Source organism: Methylotenera sp. (assembly GCF_030653755.1).
Lineage (GTDB): Bacteria > Pseudomonadota > Gammaproteobacteria > Burkholderiales > Methylophilaceae > Methylotenera.
The window spans coordinates 21,723-36,760 of record NZ_JAURYU010000044.1; the positions used below are offsets into that span (position 1 = coordinate 21,723).

General features: G+C 44.1%; 15 protein-coding genes. 6 read left to right on the plus strand and 9 right to left on the minus strand.

What is annotated here, in order from left to right:
* Positions 1 to 3: 3 nt before the first annotated feature.
* The 9 genes from Q7U33_RS07705 to Q7U33_RS07745 all read right to left on the minus strand — a co-directional run bounded on the left by Q7U33_RS07705 (position 4) and on the right by Q7U33_RS07745 (position 9,976).
* Positions 4 to 2,244 (minus strand): bifunctional (p)ppGpp synthetase/guanosine-3',5'-bis(diphosphate) 3'-pyrophosphohydrolase, encoded by a 2,241-nt coding sequence (locus Q7U33_RS07705; protein ID WP_304859392.1) that lies wholly within the window; start codon positions 2,242 to 2,244, stop codon positions 4 to 6.
* 53 nt (positions 2,245 to 2,297) lie between these two features.
* Positions 2,298 to 2,510: a DNA-directed RNA polymerase subunit omega gene (gene rpoZ, locus Q7U33_RS07710; RefSeq protein ID WP_019896547.1), complete on the minus strand. Its 213-nt coding sequence runs from the start codon at positions 2,508 to 2,510 to the stop codon at positions 2,298 to 2,300.
* 60 nt (positions 2,511 to 2,570) lie between these two features.
* Positions 2,571 to 3,182, minus strand: a complete 612-nt coding sequence (gmk, locus tag Q7U33_RS07715) for a guanylate kinase (RefSeq protein ID WP_304859395.1) — start codon at positions 3,180 to 3,182, stop codon at positions 2,571 to 2,573.
* A 54-nt stretch (positions 3,183 to 3,236) separates the two neighbouring features.
* Complete coding sequence (locus Q7U33_RS07720) at positions 3,237 to 3,971, minus strand: proteasome-type protease (RefSeq protein ID WP_304859398.1); 735 nt, start codon at positions 3,969 to 3,971, stop codon at positions 3,237 to 3,239.
* A gap of 139 nt (positions 3,972 to 4,110) precedes the next feature.
* Complete coding sequence (locus Q7U33_RS07725; protein WP_304859401.1) at positions 4,111 to 5,319, minus strand: hypothetical protein; 1,209 nt, start codon at positions 5,317 to 5,319, stop codon at positions 4,111 to 4,113.
* A gap of 63 nt (positions 5,320 to 5,382) precedes the next feature.
* Positions 5,383 to 6,285 carry a transglutaminase family protein gene (locus tag Q7U33_RS07730; RefSeq protein ID WP_304859404.1) on the minus strand — a complete coding sequence of 301 codons (903 nt, stop codon included), beginning with the start codon at positions 6,283 to 6,285 and terminating at the stop codon, positions 5,383 to 5,385.
* A gap of 19 nt (positions 6,286 to 6,304) precedes the next feature.
* Positions 6,305 to 7,261 carry an alpha-E domain-containing protein gene (locus tag Q7U33_RS07735; RefSeq protein ID WP_304859406.1) on the minus strand — a complete coding sequence of 319 codons (957 nt, stop codon included), beginning with the start codon at positions 7,259 to 7,261 and terminating at the stop codon, positions 6,305 to 6,307.
* Positions 7,255 to 8,745, minus strand: a complete 1,491-nt coding sequence (locus tag Q7U33_RS07740; RefSeq protein WP_304859408.1) for a circularly permuted type 2 ATP-grasp protein — start codon at positions 8,743 to 8,745, stop codon at positions 7,255 to 7,257. Before Q7U33_RS07740 ends, Q7U33_RS07735 begins: the two co-directional genes overlap by 7 nt.
* A 364-nt stretch (positions 8,746 to 9,109) precedes the next feature.
* Positions 9,110 to 9,976, minus strand: a complete 867-nt coding sequence (locus tag Q7U33_RS07745; protein WP_304859411.1) for a YicC/YloC family endoribonuclease — start codon at positions 9,974 to 9,976, stop codon at positions 9,110 to 9,112.
* Positions 9,977 to 10,215: 239 nt separating this feature from the next.
* Here Q7U33_RS07745 and Q7U33_RS07750 point away from each other — a divergent pair, with 239 nt between their 5' ends.
* The 6 genes from Q7U33_RS07750 (at position 10,216) to hemW (ending at position 15,026) form a co-directional block, all read left to right on the plus strand.
* Positions 10,216 to 11,223, plus strand: coding sequence for a serine/threonine-protein kinase (locus Q7U33_RS07750; protein WP_304859414.1), 1,008 nt, complete (start codon positions 10,216 to 10,218; stop codon positions 11,221 to 11,223).
* Positions 11,220 to 12,131 carry a PP2C family serine/threonine-protein phosphatase gene (locus tag Q7U33_RS07755; RefSeq protein ID WP_304859416.1) on the plus strand — a complete coding sequence of 304 codons (912 nt, stop codon included), beginning with the start codon at positions 11,220 to 11,222 and terminating at the stop codon, positions 12,129 to 12,131. The genes Q7U33_RS07750 and Q7U33_RS07755 overlap by 4 nt, the downstream gene beginning before the upstream one ends.
* Positions 12,132 to 12,167: 36 nt before the next feature.
* Entirely contained in the window at positions 12,168 to 12,893 is a 726-nt protein-coding gene (gene rph / locus Q7U33_RS07760; RefSeq protein ID WP_304859418.1) for a ribonuclease PH, read from the plus strand.
* 4 nt (positions 12,894 to 12,897) lie between these two features.
* Positions 12,898 to 13,521 (plus strand): RdgB/HAM1 family non-canonical purine NTP pyrophosphatase, encoded by a 624-nt coding sequence (rdgB, locus tag Q7U33_RS07765; protein ID WP_304859421.1) that lies wholly within the window; start codon positions 12,898 to 12,900, stop codon positions 13,519 to 13,521.
* Positions 13,514 to 13,735, plus strand: a complete 222-nt coding sequence (locus Q7U33_RS07770) for a hypothetical protein (protein WP_304859423.1) — start codon at positions 13,514 to 13,516, stop codon at positions 13,733 to 13,735. Before rdgB ends, Q7U33_RS07770 begins: the two co-directional genes overlap by 8 nt.
* A gap of 91 nt (positions 13,736 to 13,826) precedes the next feature.
* A complete protein-coding gene (hemW, locus tag Q7U33_RS07775) occupies positions 13,827 to 15,026 on the plus strand; it encodes a radical SAM family heme chaperone HemW (protein WP_304859533.1) in 1,200 nt (399 codons plus the stop codon).
* Positions 15,027 to 15,038: the final 12 nt, after the last annotated feature.

A 15,038-nucleotide genomic window follows, 5' to 3' on the forward strand; every position in this document is an offset into this window, starting at 1 on the left:
CAATTATTGTACTTTTGCATTCGAATTTTTGCCATTATTGGCAACATTACCTTTAGTGCGATTAATACGCACCACATCAGGTATCTTACGAAGGCCGCGCATGAGCTCGGCCAAATGCACGCGGTTTTTTACCTGCACGGTAAAATATAAATTGGCATAGGCGCTGCCATCAGCTTCTTCAACACTGACGTTATCAATATTAGAGCCAGCATCCGCAATGCCTGAAGCGATTTGAGCCAACATACCAGGCTGATTTGCCACAGTTAAATTCAAATTGGTTTTGAATAAACGTGAGCTTTCAGGCTCCCACTCAACGTCCAACCATTTATCTGGGTCTAATTTAAACTTACGTACACTAGGACAATCGTGCGTATGAATCACCAACCCCTTGTCTTTATTGATAAAGCCTAAAATTGGGTCCCCAGGGATAGGTCTGCAACAAGGTGCAAATTGTACGGCCATGCCCTCTGTACCACGAATAGTGATGGTATCTAATGAGGTAGCTGGCAACTTAGTATGCTTTTCCACATGATCATCAGTCATCGCTACCAACTGATGTGCCACCATCACGTTCTGGCGTTTACCAAGGCCAATATCAGAAAGTATTTCAACTTTTTTCTTAACGCCATAGTCACGAATCAACTTTTGCCAATGATCTTCTGAAATCTGGTTAGGATCAACATGCAAGGCGCGTAATGCCTGATTCAGCATGCGCTCGCCCAAATGTGCAGATTCAGTAGATTGCTGTGATTTCAAGAAATGGCGGATATGTGCACGTGCGCGGCCTGTTACTACGTAATTAAGCCAAGCTGGATTAGGTTTGGCTAATGAACCAGTAATAATTTCAACATGATCACCGTTATGAAGTTCCGTGCGTAATGGTGCAAGGTCGTGATTAATCCGCACAGCAACGCAACTATTGCCGATATCCGAATGAACCGCAAAAGCAAAATCAACTGCCGTGGCGCCTTTAGGCAATGCCAAAATCGAACCCTTAGGAGTGAACACATAGACTTCATCAGGAAATAAATCAATTTTGAGATGCTCAAGAAAGTCGAGTGAGTCTACGCTCTCGCTTTGAATATCAAGCAAGCGCTGTAACCACTGATGCGTTTGTTGCTGTAACGCGGTAAGTTGGGCATCTGTTGCCTTATAAAGCCAATGTGCAGCAACACCCGCATCTGCAATATTATGCATATCAGCGCTACGTATTTGCACTTCTATCGGTGTGCCAAATGGGCCAAACAAAGTGGTGTGCAATGACTGATAGCCATTGGCTTTAGGAATTGCAATATAGTCTTTAAATTTACTAGGAATAGGCTTAAACAGTGCATGCAAAGCACCTAACGCAAAGTAGCAATTTGGCAAGTCTTTCACCACCACTCTAAAGCCATAGATATCATAGACCTGCGAGAACGGCGTTGCCTTACTTGTCATCTTTTTATAAATGCTATAAAGATGCTTTTCGCGCCCTGATACTTCCGCTTCAATATTAAAACTAAGTAACTGCTCTTTAATTGAGTCTAATATTTTACTAATGACCTCTTTACGATTGCCACGCGCGGCCATAATCGCTTTAGAAATCGCGTTATAACGCATGGGGTAAAGATACTTAAAACTCAAATCTTCTAAAGCCTGATAGACTTCATTCAGGCCAAGCCTATTGGCAATCGGGGCATAGATGTCCAGCGTTTCTTTAGCAATAATCCTTTGCTTTTCTGGTCGCATCGCCTCAAGCGTTTGCATATTATGCAAACGATCTGCCAGCTTCACTAAAATCACGCGCACATCTTGCGACATCGCTAATAACATTTTGCGAAAGTTCTCAGCCTGTGCCTGGCTCGCGCTTTGAAACTCAATTTTATCTAGCTTAGTTACACCATCCACTAACTCAGCCACCTGAGGACCAAATTTCTCTTTAATATCGAGCGTGGTAATGGCGGTATCTTCTACTACATCATGTAATAGCGCAGCGAGAATGGTAGGCACATCCATGTGCAGGTCGGCCAGAATACAAGCAACGGACACAGGGTGCGTGATATAAGGCTCGCCCGTTTTACGGACTACCCCATCATGGGCGGCATAGGCATAGCGATAGCCATCCCATACTTGTTCGATATCTTGAGGTTTTAAATACTGCTGAAGACGTATACTTAAGGCCGAATCCTCGCTGTCCGCAGGCAGCAAGGGAGCCGATGTTAACTTTGATAATTCCGCTTTAAGATTGTTTGCGGCTTTTGGCATGTCAGTTTCACTAGTTGTATGAAAAAATTAATAAATGCCAATGTTAAGCAAACTTAAGCATGTCCGCGCGCTAAAATTTCCACACCAATTTTGCCTGCAGCAATTTCACGCAATGCGATTACCGTTGTTTTATCGCGTGTGTTTTGCACGTTAACTTGTGGCTCTGCGCCGTTATGTAACTGACGAGCGCGATAAGCAGCCACTAGAGTTAATTGGAAGCGATTTGGGATTTTTTCTAAACAGTCATCTACCGTGATACGTGCCATGATGGTATTTCCTAATGATAAACAAAATTAATAACTAAAAGACTAAACAAACGCAATGAATTATGTGAGCGCTTGAATCAAACTGGCATAACGTTGCAACTGTGCAGTACCTACTAAGCGCTGTGCGCGGATAATAGCGCGAATGTCCTGCAACGCTACGTCAAAATAGTTGTTAATTGTAACATAATCGAACTCGCTCACATGGCGCATTTCGGCACGTGCGGCTGCAACCCGTTTAGAGATTGTCTCTTGGCTGTCTTGGCCTCTGCTATTCAAGCGCTGTTCTAGTGTCTCGATAGAAGGCGGCAACACAAAGATGCTGATTGCATTTGGAAATAAACGACGCACTTGCTCCGCGCCTTGCCAATCAATCTCTAAAATCACATCATGGCCGGCTTGTAATGGTGCATCTACGGCAGACTGCGAAGTACCATAGCGTGCGCCATGCACCTCTGCACTCTCTAAGAATTTTGCTTCACCTAACATCTGCAAAAACATAGCATCATCTACAAAATGATAATCTACGCCACCTTGCTCACCTGGGCGTGGCTTGCGCGTGGTGTGAGAGATAGATAGCCTCAAATGCGCATCTTCGGCAAGCAATGCCTTAATCAGGCTAGTTTTACCTGCGCCTGATGCCGCGGTGATGATGTAAAGATTACCTGGAACCATTCAATTAAGACTCTCTATAACAATATATTCGTTAAAATAACCTAGCTCACTAGATTAACACCAGTCAGGGCTTGGTAATGCGCTAAATACTGAACGCAAGCCATCGGACCAGCCTTGGCGGATTTGTAAGTAATATGGGTCAGTGTCTGAAATGCGCTGATGGCAATCAGCATGCAGACTATCCACTCGATAGATGAGTAAATCAATCGGTGCTGCCACAGACACATTACTGCGAATAGTGGAGTCAAAAGAAATCAACACACACTTCACCGTATCCATGATGTCGCTATCTTGCTCTACCACACGATCAATAATCGGCTTACCGTACTTAGTTTCACCTATCTGGAAATAAGGCGTTTCTTGTGTAGTCTCAATAAAATTACCCGCAGCGTACACATTAAACAAACGTGGCTTTTCACCTTTAATCTGCCCACCTACCAAGATACTGGCATTAAAATCGATATTATGATTTTTAAAGTGCTCGCCATCACGCTCAAAACTTGCCCTTAACTCAGCTCCAACCAACCCCGCCACATCAAACAAGCTCCCCACATTATGTAAGTGCTTACTATCTTCTGCACTTTCTTCAACTCGCGCTCTAAGTGCATTCACCACCGATTGTGTAATCGCAAGATTACCAGCCGTTAATAACACAATCACACGCTCATTTTTAATCTCGAAAATATGCATTTTAGGCGTAGAAGCCACCTGATCGACACCTGCATTAGTGCGCGTATCAGAAGCCAACACCAATCCTTGTTTCAGTAATAAACCGACACAATAAGTCATAATTTTTGTTTAATTTGGAAGAATGCTAATCATACCATTTTGCTTACTCTCTCGCCAAAAAACTGCAAGGAAGAATTGCATGCCTCATTATGACGGGGCATGCACCTAATGTGATTATTATCTGAGAAAAAACGAACGATTACATAAATCCAGCGGCTTCAGTGAGCTTCGCCACATTCTCTTTAGTAAAGAATCCATCAAATCCGCCATAACGTTGTACGTATTCGATAATGAGTGAAGAATGCTCGGAAGCATTCGAGAATATCTGCTTGAGCCCTTGTTCCTTGGAGCCGATGACATCTAACAAAAAGCCTTTACCGTTTTGCGCAATGGCATCGACGACAATGTCGATGTGCTCTTTTCCATGACGCTCACCATCTTTTACTGAAATTGCCATGTGGTGCAAGCGTGGGCCATAGTTCCGCACAAAAGTCTCGGTGGGTGATGGTAAGTGTTCTAAATGATTAATAAAATACGGGGTATTGTTAGCTGTAAACACTTTTGCAGGGCTTTTGGATTCTGGTATTGCATGCGTGCTTTTTGTGACGTTGGTGGATGAGTTTTGGTCTTTAATATTGTAAGCACCCCAGAAGTAATAGCTAGACCATGATAGATATTCCAAAATGGCAACTTCGCGGTTTTGGCTATACACGCGCGTTGCAAGATGATCGATCGGTAACAACAAGTCGCTAATCCCCAGCTTGTTTTGCAAGGCTTTTGCACTTTCGTAAGCAGCTTGCGCCTCTGGCGAAATGGTACTTAAACCTAGTGAGTACACGCGCGTTTCATCGGGCGCTCTTTCCAAGTAAGCCACAACATTATGGGTATAGGGCGATGGTTTGCCCACTGCAAGGTTGCCAGGAAATTCTAACTTTCGGATTTCATCTTGATTGAAAAACCGAAAATCACGTGCTTGCTGTAGTTCCACCACATTGTGCAAATTACTTACGCGCAAAATCTCACCCATATAACGGCTGTTAGGTTTTTTTGCACCTATCGGGTAAATTTCGTTCAGGCTTCTAAAGATGCCACGTATGTTGGGGTCTTTGACCTCACGCAATAAAATATCGGGCGAATTTAAATCGACACGCAAAATATGCGTTAAGTGCTGTTCACTTTCTAGCGTGACTAGATAATGATAAGGCGTCATTAAGGCCAATTCAGCGATATATTGAATGGCATTTTCAGGGTCAACTGAAATCATCAGCGCATCGATTTCGTGAATCATGGCAGTTAAGCCTAGCGCGTCGCGCTCTTCTAACAAGCGAATCAGGTTTTCTTCAAAAAAAGTGGAGTTTTCTTTGTCACCGTGACGCTTGAAAGCTAGTGACTGGGCAGTTTTTTTCATCTGTGACCGTTCTTTCATTTGAAACGCTGTTTGAAACACTGGTTTAAGCACTATCTCTAAAAATTACTGTTGTGCATGTTGTGATTGTTTAACCATCGCAGCTTGAGAAAGTTCCTCTCTGCTTAATTGTGCTTGCTCCAACAATAATGCTGTATTCACCTTGCGCTGCTGACTAGTTAGCAAGCCTGCCTGATTAACAATCACGCTAGATGCCATACCCTCAACCCCGCCGCCTGAACGCATGCCGCTGACTGGGCTAGCACTTCGGTAATCCAGCCCTGTTGCCAAACGCACATGGGTTTCACCCGCACGGCAGCCGTTTGACACATCAAAGCTCTGCCATCCTTCGCCTGCTACAAACACGTCTGCCCATGCATGGGTTTGCATTAAGCTACCATCTTCTGTAAACAAATATCCACTGACATACCGTGCTGGCAGGTCTATGGCACGACAGCACGCAATAAAGACGTGTGCATGATCCTGACAGACACCTTGACCTAAAGAAAATGCCTCAACGGCAGAAGTGTTTACTTGTGTTGCGCCTTTGATATATTGCACTCGCGACAATAAAGCATGCATCATTTCTTCTAGCGCATCATTTTGGCGATGCGGTTGTTGATACTGCTTAGCAAACGCAAGTATCTCTACACTACTTTGAGTAAGTGGCGTATCGCGAAGATAAATAGGCAAAGGCAATGCTAAGTGTTGCGACACCACATCAAGCCCTGTTTCAACCTGCCCCGTGGCGATAATTAAGATCTCAGAATGTGGCTCATCTACCACTAAAGTATGAGCTGTGTTTCCGTAAGCATCTTCTGACGGCTGCAACTCACCATTCACCTTAATTTCCCAGTGCCTGACATGCTGACCAAAACCATGTTGCGGCGTTAACCGTAGCTCCTGTATGGTGTAATTCACATCTTCACTATATGCATAGCGCGTGTGATGTTCGATATTAAGTAACATGTTAAGTGCCTAAATTGAGTTAAGAAATGCTTAAAAAGGTTTTATGCACTTCGACACCAAGCTTGTTGTTAGCTTTCACAAACTCACTTAAAAACTCATGCAGCCCATGCTGAAAAATATCGCGCATTTTGCCAAAGCGTAACTTGGCATGCAGCTCACCCGCCATTCGCCTACATTCAGTGGCACGTGAGCTAGAAAGCTGCTCTAAAATTGAAGTGATTTCATCAAAACAAGCGTGTAAAGACCTCGGCATATCGCGCCTGAGCACCAACAACTCTGCGACACGCCACGGCTCAATCGTATCGCTAAATATTTTCTGGTATGCCTGAAATGCCGACACTGAACGTAATACTGCACTCCATTCGTAATAATCAACCGCACCACCTACTTCTTCCTGCTCTGGCAATAATAAGTGATACTTCACATCCAGTAAACGTGCTGTATTGTCCGCACGTTCAATAAAAGTACCTAAACGCACAAAACTGAATGCATCATCACGCAACATGGTGCCAAAACACACGCCTCTAAATAAATGCGAGCGCGCTTTCACCCAATCACAAAACTCACTCAAACCACTTTGCGATAGGTCTTGACCAAAGAACTGACCAAACTCTAACCACAATGAGTTGATGTTCTCCCATGTTTCGGAAGTCATCGCCACCCGCACCGCACGCGCATTTTCCCTCGCACTACGCAATGAGCTATAAATACTGGATGGGTTATTCATATCCATCGCCAGATAATGAATCACCCCTGCTGCGGTGTATTCCTGCTGTGTTTCATTAAAGTAATCACGCTCATACGCATCTACATTGCCAGAAATTTCTAACGCAGGTAGCCACAAAGCCGCTTCACTTTCGGCCGCGTTAGGCACTAAAGACATGTTATAAGTGACATCTAGCACCCGTGCCATATTCTCTGCGCGTTCAATGTAACGTGCCATCCAATAAAGATGATCTGCCGTTCTACTTAACATACCATTTCCTCTACTTGATTGGTTTTAGACTTGCTGGGTGTTTCAACCTCTTCTTCCAGAACCCAAGTGTCTTTGGTGCCGCCACCTTGCGATGAATTCACCACCAAAGAGCCTTCTTTCATTGCTACGCGACACAAGGCACCTGGTACTAAAGTGCAGGTTTTTCCAGAAAGCACAAACGGCCTTAAGTCCACATGCCGTGGCGCGATCCCCTCTTCCACTAAGGTTGGGCAAGTAGAAAGTGCTAATGTAGGCTGTGCAATATAACTGGCGGGGCTAGAGATAATACGCAAGCGGAACTCGTCTAACTCCTGCTTGCTAGCCGCAGGACCTACCAACATGCCGTAACCGCCAGAACCTTGCACCTCCTTAACCACCAACTCATCTAGGTGCGCTAAGGTATAAGCTAAATCATCTTCTTTACTCAGCTCATAGGTCGGCACATTTTCTAGTAGTGGCTCTTCGCCTAGATAGAATCGAATCATGGCTGGCACATGGATATAAGTAGCCTTATCATCAGCAACACCCGTACCTACGGCATTAGCAAGTGTCACGCCACCATTTCGATATACGGAAAGCAAACCAGGCACACCGAGCATAGAGTTAGCGTTGAACACCAACGGATCTAAATAATCATCATCAATGCGGCGATAAATCACATCCACACGTTGCGGCCCTTCGGTAGTGCGCATATACACGGCATTGTTACGCACAAATAAATCTTGGCCTTCCACCAGCTCAATACCCATTTGTTGCGCTAAAAACGCATGCTCAAAATAAGCACTGTTGTATGCCCCTGGCGACAACACCACCACCGTTGGTTCTTGTACATTGGTTTGTGCAACGGCACGCAGATTATTAAGCAGCACTTGCGGATAATGCTCAACAGGGGCAATCGGATACTGACGGAACAGCTCAGGAAACAAGCGCATCATCATTTTGCGATCTTCTAACATATAAGACACACCTGACGGTGTGCGTAAATTGTCTTCCAACACATAAAACTGGGATTCACTGGTACGCACCAAATCAACCCCCGCAATATGCGCATAAATTTGATTAGGCACATCCACCCCAAACATTTCTGGGCGATATTGGCTATTGGCTAAAATGGTCGCTGGCATAATGCCCGCCTTGATAATATCTTGGTCATGATAAATATCGTGCAAGAACATATTCAGCGCACGCACCCGCTGAATGGAGCCAGTAGACAAATGTCGCCACTCTTTTGCGGACAAAATCCGCGGCAACACATCAAATGGAATCAAACGCTCAGCGCCGTCATTTTCACCATAAACATTGAAGGTAATCCCTACACGGCGAAATAACAACTCGGCTTCCATGCGCTTACTATTTAATTGATGATGTGGCACATGTTTAAGCCACTGGTGATAAGCCTTATAAATCTCACGAACGCCGTCTGCACTATTCGCAGCGATGTCTAGTTGCATTTCATTAAAAAATTGCGGTTGTGATTTTTTCATGATGTAAGCCTTCCCTTGATGGTTAAGACTTAAGCAAGGGTCGTACCAGATAATTAATATAAACAAATCATAAGGTTACAAAGCACACCAAGGATTTATAGGCGACACCGCCCATAATAGGTGCATGAATAAATGGCAGATACAGATTACGCAATATAAATGTGCGAAATTTTTATGTAAAACAAGAAGTGGTGATGAAATAAAGCCTAGCGCCTGAGCATGGGGTAGTAAGTGACTAGATTAATCAATCTTAATTAAGGTGTGGTTGTAGCAAGCCTGCTTGTACGGGCATGGTGCCCGTACAAAAAAACGCAAGCTAGCTAAGGTATAGCTGAGCATTTAGATAGTACCCAGCTTTCATGCTTTACTCAATATTTTGAATCTGCTCGCGCATTTGCTCTATGAGCACTTTAAGCTCCATGGATACTTGTGTCGTATGCACTGACACTGATTTTGAGCCTAGTGTATTTGCTTCGCGGTTCAACTCTTGCATTAAAAAGTCTAAACGCTTACCCGCAGGCGCATCACTATTTAAAATACGTTTCACTTCTGAAATGTGCGCAGTTAAACGGCTAAGCTCTTCATCTACATCAATACGTTGTGCAAACAGCACTAACTCTTGAGCAATACGATCTTGATCGATGGTTTTTAAAGTTTCATGTAATTTAGTTTCGAGCTTTAACTGATACTCTTTGTTTAGCTCAGGTAATAGCGGCTTCACCTTAGCAACCAAGACTTCAATTTGCTGTAATCGATCTAAAATCAATGCTTTTAACTTCTCACCCTCACGCTGCCGAGATGCGTTAAGGTCTTGCAAACCACGCGCTACTAATTGTTTTACATCTTCTATCAATGAAGCTTGGCTTAATTCATCATGCATCACCACCCCAGGCCAGCGCAAAATATCTGCCACGCTGAGTAGGCGGCTTTCAGGGAATAATGTTTGCGTCTTGGCTTGCAAAGTCGCTAATTGTTGCATGAGCTGCTCATCAAGCTGAGGTGCTTGATTTGATTGTGCCCGCTGTATTAAATGCACTTTGCACTCAAGCTTTCCACGGCTTAGATGTGCAGAGAGCAGTTCTCTGATCGTAGGTTCTAAACTTCGAAGGCTTTCATCCAGTTTAAAGTGCATATCTAAATAGCGGCTATTCACTGCCCGCAGCTCCAATAAGAGCGTGGCGTTTTCTATCGGCTGTTCTAATGCGGCAAAACCTGTCATGCTAAAAATCATATTAAGATTTTCCAATGAATAAAATAAATTGGCACCATGTTATCAAATACTGACCACTAATCACTAAAAATTGCAGTCTAGCCGCTTTTTTTATATGCGTAATAATTGTGTTTAATCAAAACAATCTATCAAAAAACTTTAATTTCAGTCCATTACGCGCTATATTGCTGTAGTCAATACGGATAAAAAGCAAGCAGTCATTAAAATGTAAGGTTGCGCGCAAGCGACATACAGGCTTAATGGTCAATATCATTAAAGAAATAAACTTAAAAGTGACCTCTACAAAGCATTTAACCTCAGCGAATTTAGCGTTAACGACTGGCTACCAGTTGCATGACTATGAAATCACCAAAGTGTTAAGCTCTGGTGGCTTCAGTTTTGTCTATTTAGCACGCGATAAAGAAAAGAACACGGTAGCGATTAAAGAGTATCTACCTACTTCTATTGCAATACGTGCGGATAGCGCCACGGTGCAGCCTAATGCAGAAGATATTGCTTTATTTAGGCATGGCTTGAAGTGTTTTTTTGATGAAGGTTTGGCATTAGCTAAAATTGAACATAAAAACATTGTGCGGGTGCTTAATTTCTTTCGAGCCAATGAAACCGTGTACATGGTGATGCAATACGAGCGAGGCAAATCCTTACAAGAATATATACTCAGCCAGCCTGGACCTGTGTCAGAAAAATTCATACGGCGTGTTTTTAGCGAGCTATCGAACGGGTTGCGTGAAGTACATACCCAAAAACTGCTACATTTGGATATTAAACCAGCCAATATTTATATTCGTTTAGACGGCTCTCCCGTACTACTGGACTTTGGCTCATCTCGTCAGGCACTCACTGAAAATCAAGCCAAAATCTCACCAAGCTACACGCCAGGGTTTGCACCACCAGAGCAATATTACGATAGAAAGCTTTTGGGGCCATGGAGCGACATTTACAGCATTGGCGCCACCATGTACTCATGCTTGACACGTACATCACCACTTGCCGCGAATCAGCGCATCAAGAATGATTTACTAGTACCCGCCGTAAAAATAGGCAAAGACCATTATTCGCAGGACTTACTGCAAATCATCGATAAATGCTTAAGCCTGGATTATCTTAAACGCCCTCAAAGTGTTTTTTCACTACAAAAATCATTGCTGGAAAACATGCCCAAGACCGATAAAAAGACAGGCCTAGTGCATAGAATGATGAGTGTTCTAAATAAATCGATATCGCTTAGCAGCAATAAATCACAATGAAATTTACAATTTTCCAGAATAGCCGCCAAGGCCCGCGGCCATATAACCAAGACAGGCTCGCTTACTCTTATAGCAAAGATGCATTACTTTTAGTGGTCGCAGATGGGATGGGCGGATATCGCCACGGCGAGGTGGCAGCTCAGCTTGCGGTGACTACAATGACTGATGCTTTTCAACGGCTAGCCATGCCTTCGTTATCTAGCCCGGCCAAGTTCTTAACCGATCATATTCAGCAAGTGCACGATATGATCGACCAGATTACACAAGAGCGAGAGATGCTAGAAGCACCGCGGACCACCATTGTGGCGGCAATCGTTCAACGCGGTATGCTGTATTGCGCCCATGTAGGCGACTCACGGCTCTATCATTTCCGCGATGGCCACTTACTGTATCGTACCGAAGACCACTCTGTGGTGCAGTCTTTATACAATCGTGGCATGATAGATAAAAGTGATATGTCTACGCATCCATACCGACATAAAGTATATAGCTGCCTAGGCGGCGACGTACCGCCAAAAATTACGCTTTCAGATAGGCAAGAGCTATTAGAAGGTGACACTGTATTGCTATGTACTGATGGTGTTTGGGGAGCGATTACTGATGAGCAAATCAAACATATGCTAAGTGGTCCTTCAATTTCGGACAACGTAACACAGCTGCTAGACGAAGCAGAAGAAATCAGCAAGGAACAAGGCGATAACATGAGTGCAATTGGGCTACAATGGGGTGACAAACTTCATAGCCAATTAGCAGTTTCAACCATCACCATGCCAATGGGCTCAACTACCACCATCATGAACCCAATTACGCGCCCGAACAATCAGGCAAAGCTTGATCTATCTGATGATGACATTGAAAGAACTATTGCCGAGATTCAGCAAGCCATACGCAAAACCAAACGCGTTTAAACATTTATACACTATAAGAAACTCAGGATTTATATCATGCAAGAAAATATTAGGCCAAGCCAGCGCGCTTGCGACCAACTCAGACCTGTTGAAATCATTCGTCATTACACCAAGCATGCAGAAGGCTCCGTCATGGTAAAGTTTGGTGATACGCATGTGCTATGCACTGCCAGTGTTGAGGAAAAAGTGCCTGGCTTTTTAAAGGGCAAAGGTCAAGGTTGGGTCACGGCAGAATATGGCATGTTGCCACGCTCAACTGGTAGCCGCATGGATAGAGAAGCCGCGCGCGGTAAGCAGTCTGGTCGCACACAGGAAATTCAGCGATTAATTGGTCGCTCTTTACGCGCAATTATCGATTTAGAGAAATTGGGCGAACGTAGCATTCAAATTGACTGCGATGTGATTCAGGCCGATGGCGGCACTCGCACAGCAAGTATTACAGGTGCTTACGTAGCGCTGCAAGATGCAATTTCATTTTTGTTAAAAAGCGGTAAAATCAGCGAATCACCATTAAAAGACGCTGTCGCTGCCATTTCTGTGGGTGTTTATAAAGGCACCCCAGTACTAGACCTAGACTACATTGAAGACTCTGACTGCGATACTGACATGAACGTAGTGATGACTGGCAAAGGCGGCTTTGTGGAGATTCAGGGCACCGCAGAAGGCGAGCCTTTTGAACGTGAGGCGATGAATGCCATGCTTGATTTAGCAGCACACGGCATTAAACAGCTGATCATTGAACAAAACAAAGCACTCGGTTAAACATATGGCACTTCCTTTTAATCAACTTGTGATTGCCACTGGCAACAAAGGCAAGTTGCGTGAAATTCAGCACCTACTCAGCCCACTAGCGGTTGAGATCATTCCGCAATCAACGCTGAATGTGCCAGAGTGTGAAGAACCATTCTGCACCTTTATTGAAAATGCGCTGGCCAAAGCACGCCATGCCAGCAAACATACTGGCCTGCCTGCACTCGCAGATGATTCTGGTCTATGCGTGGATGCACTACTGGGTGCGCCAGGTGTACGTTCAGCCAGATACGCAGAAGCAGATGCACTTTCTACGCTGAACCAAGACGCTCGAAACAACCTGAAATTACTAGATGCATTACAAGGCGAAACCAATCGTCATGCGCATTTCTACTGCGTCATGGTACTTGTGCGTCATGAGAACGATCCTGAGCCTATCATTGCAGAAGGCCAATGGATTGGAGAGATTTTAACTGAACTGCGTGGCACAGATGGCTTTGGTTACGACCCTTTGTTTTTAGATGCAAAAACCGATAAAACGGTGGCCGAACTGCCATTAGACATTAAAAGCCGTATTAGCCACCGTGGTCATGCCATGGTAAAACTGCTACAAAAGCTAGAAAGGCTCAGTCATGACTAAGCCAGAGCAAGCATGGCCTAAATGGATTCGAGATGATGGTAGCGTGGTTTCATGCACGGAAAAAGTGAAAGTAATGACTGAAAACTTTGATGAGCTAAAACAAATTGCGCAAGATGCGCTTGAAGATGGCTTGTTAATGGAAGTATCAGAGCAGCAAATGCGTGACGCACTCCATCAATTAGTAGACGCACTCGTCAACCCTTATAAAAAGTGAAACTCTACTTAAGAAAAGTTTCCACTCAAGGTGATTTGTCATTAAAAAGATTATTGAAATTAAAGCAGCTAACGAGTTTAAGCCTCAATTAATTAATACTGTAGCACCGCTTGCTGGTGCAGCAACACTTTCTGGCTTAAGTAACCCACCACCGCTTTCTTTATACATCCATATCCCTTGGTGTGTGCAGAAATGTCCATATTGTGACTTCAACTCACATGAAAGCCGCCATAAAAACGGCGAACTCCCAGAAGCCTCCTATGTAGAAGCGCTCATCAAAGACTTAGAACTTGCCACACCCAAAGTGTGGGGCAGAAAAATCAAAAGTGTATTCTTTGGCGGTGGCACACCAAGCCTATTCTCACCTGAGGCGATTGACACCATTTTAAGCCAAGTACGCGCACTTACGCCCTTGGAATATGATGCAGAAATTACACTTGAAGCCAACCCTGGCACAGTGGACATTTCCAACTTCGCTGGTTACAAACAAGCGGGCGTTAATCGGCTATCGCTAGGCATACAAAGCTTTAACGCTGGTTATTTAAAAGCATTGGGAAGAATTCATGATGATAAACAAGCGCTTTATGCGGCAGAGTTAGCACTTACTACCTTTGAGCGCGTTAACCTTGATGTCATGTACGGCTTACCCAATCAATCATTAGCTGATGCTTTAGCAGATGCAAAACAAGCCGTTGCACTGAACCCTGACCACCTTTCTTTTTATCATTTAACCCTTGAGCCCAATACGCCGTTTTATCATACACCGCCAAGCCTGCCCGATGATGACACCAGTGCTGAAATGCAAATTGAGATTGAAAACTTATTAACACAGCATGGCTATGAGCATTACGAAACCTCTGCATTTGCAAAAAATGGCAAGCAGGCTAGACACAATCTCAACTACTGGCAATTTGGCGATTACCTAGGTATTGGTGCGGGCGCTCATAGCAAATTAAGTTACCACAATAAGATTACCCGAGAAACTCGCCCCAAGCACCCTAAAACTTATATGGAGCAAGCACTTAATGGCAATGCTGTTGAGCGTGAGTCTGTTATTAGCAGAGATGCACTAGGGTTTGAGTTTATGATGAATGCGCTCAGGCTAACTGATGGAGTGCCAATAGGCTTATTTCAACAGCATACAGGGCTTAACCTGATATCGCTGGAGTCAGCCATCAAGCAAGCACAAGCTAAGCAACTGCTGATTATTCAAGATGGCTACATCAAGCCCACGCTATTAGGTCAGCGCTATTTAAACGAATTATTAACGCTTTTCTTAAATGATGAGTAAAGAACCCAACGC

Excerpts from the sequence above, each read along its gene's own strand:
- rpoZ (WP_019896547.1), bottom strand. The coding sequence starts at position 2,510 with ATGGCACGTATCACGGTAGATGACTGTTTAGAAAAAATCCCAAATCGC.
- rdgB (WP_304859421.1), top strand. The coding sequence starts at position 12,898 with ATGGCACTTCCTTTTAATCAACTTGTGATTGCCACTGGCAACAAAGGC.
- Q7U33_RS07705 (WP_304859392.1), bottom strand. The coding sequence starts at position 2,244 with ATGCCAAAAGCCGCAAACAATCTTAAAGCGGAATTATCAAAGTTAACA.
- Q7U33_RS07745 (WP_304859411.1), bottom strand. The coding sequence starts at position 9,976 with ATGATTTTTAGCATGACAGGTTTTGCCGCATTAGAACAGCCGATAGAA.
- gmk (WP_304859395.1), bottom strand. The coding sequence starts at position 3,182 with ATGGTTCCAGGTAATCTTTACATCATCACCGCGGCATCAGGCGCAGGT.
- Q7U33_RS07750 (WP_304859414.1), top strand. The coding sequence starts at position 10,216 with ATGGTCAATATCATTAAAGAAATAAACTTAAAAGTGACCTCTACAAAG.
- Q7U33_RS07730 (WP_304859404.1), bottom strand. The coding sequence starts at position 6,285 with ATGTTACTTAATATCGAACATCACACGCGCTATGCATATAGTGAAGAT.
- Q7U33_RS07720 (WP_304859398.1), bottom strand. The coding sequence starts at position 3,971 with ATGACTTATTGTGTCGGTTTATTACTGAAACAAGGATTGGTGTTGGCT.
- Q7U33_RS07755 (WP_304859416.1), top strand. The coding sequence starts at position 11,220 with ATGAAATTTACAATTTTCCAGAATAGCCGCCAAGGCCCGCGGCCATAT.
- rph (WP_304859418.1), top strand. The coding sequence starts at position 12,168 with ATGCAAGAAAATATTAGGCCAAGCCAGCGCGCTTGCGACCAACTCAGA.
- Q7U33_RS07740 (WP_304859408.1), bottom strand. The coding sequence starts at position 8,745 with ATGAAAAAATCACAACCGCAATTTTTTAATGAAATGCAACTAGACATC.
- Q7U33_RS07770 (WP_304859423.1), top strand. The coding sequence starts at position 13,514 with ATGACTAAGCCAGAGCAAGCATGGCCTAAATGGATTCGAGATGATGGT.
- Q7U33_RS07725 (WP_304859401.1), bottom strand. The coding sequence starts at position 5,319 with ATGAAAAAAACTGCCCAGTCACTAGCTTTCAAGCGTCACGGTGACAAA.
- Q7U33_RS07735 (WP_304859406.1), bottom strand. The coding sequence starts at position 7,261 with ATGTTAAGTAGAACGGCAGATCATCTTTATTGGATGGCACGTTACATT.